Raw genomic sequence first — 942 nt, forward strand, 5'->3', positions numbered from 1 at the left:
TCGTCGAACAGCATTGACCAAGCCACAAATAACTCGTTCAAATTATTGTGGGCCAGAGTAAACTCACTAACGCTTGCCGAGTCATCATATTCAATCTTTTTAGCATCTTCCCACTCTCCGCTAGCGTTACGATTAAGCATTAGATCATATCGACCTCCAGAAGATTGACGCCAAGCAACGTAGAGATCGCCATTATCAGAAATTGAGGGTTTAGGTTGAACCGCAAAGTGTGTTTCTGCACCAACAACATCAACAAACTGTGTTTCATCACTGCTCAGAGTTGCATCACTTGATACATTGAATCTTCTTGCTCTAACTCTGTCGAAGCCCGACACTTCCTGTGACCACACCACCACACCAAGACCTGAGGAACTAAGAGATAATTCAAGGTCTTGGGCGTCTCCCAAAACATCGGCTCCTGATACTGTATCAATATAAATTGGAGCGCCAAACCCCAAACCATTAAACCCGGTAATAAAATTAAAAGAAAGCAGCCTTACACGCTGAACACCGGCAGAGCTTTGTTGAATGAAACCACCAACAACCCCTCCAGAATCACTTAAGCTAAAACTGGTATTTCTAACCTCACCATCAACAGAAGACCCACTTAAAAGATCTCGTGGCCCGCTCCATGCATTCCCATCAAACATGTTAACCCATGCTGTCAGCTGTGCGTCAGGAGACCTTGGCTGAATCCATATAACGACCGCATGCCCCAGCTCATTAATAGCGATTTCTGGAGAGTAAACGCTACCAAGACCAGCACTATCCAACCTTAATGAGTTAACGCAGGAAGAATCAAGAGAGTCAGGATTCTTGCGGCAATGCCGTGAAGCAGACTCAGTTCCGGGTAGAACCCAGACTTCCTGATCCGCTAGATATTGACTTGCCCAAATCTGTGTCACACCTTCAACACTCTGCTTCCAAACCAATAAAGTAGTG

1 protein-coding gene is annotated in these 942 nt (G+C 45.2%); it reads right to left on the bottom strand.

The window, feature by feature from the left end; all coding sequences use genetic code 11:
- The coding region (locus A3766_RS30260; protein WP_197479263.1) for a hypothetical protein at positions 1-942 on the bottom strand (942 nt) is incomplete at both ends.

This window comes from Oleiphilus sp. HI0132 (assembly GCF_001635845.1).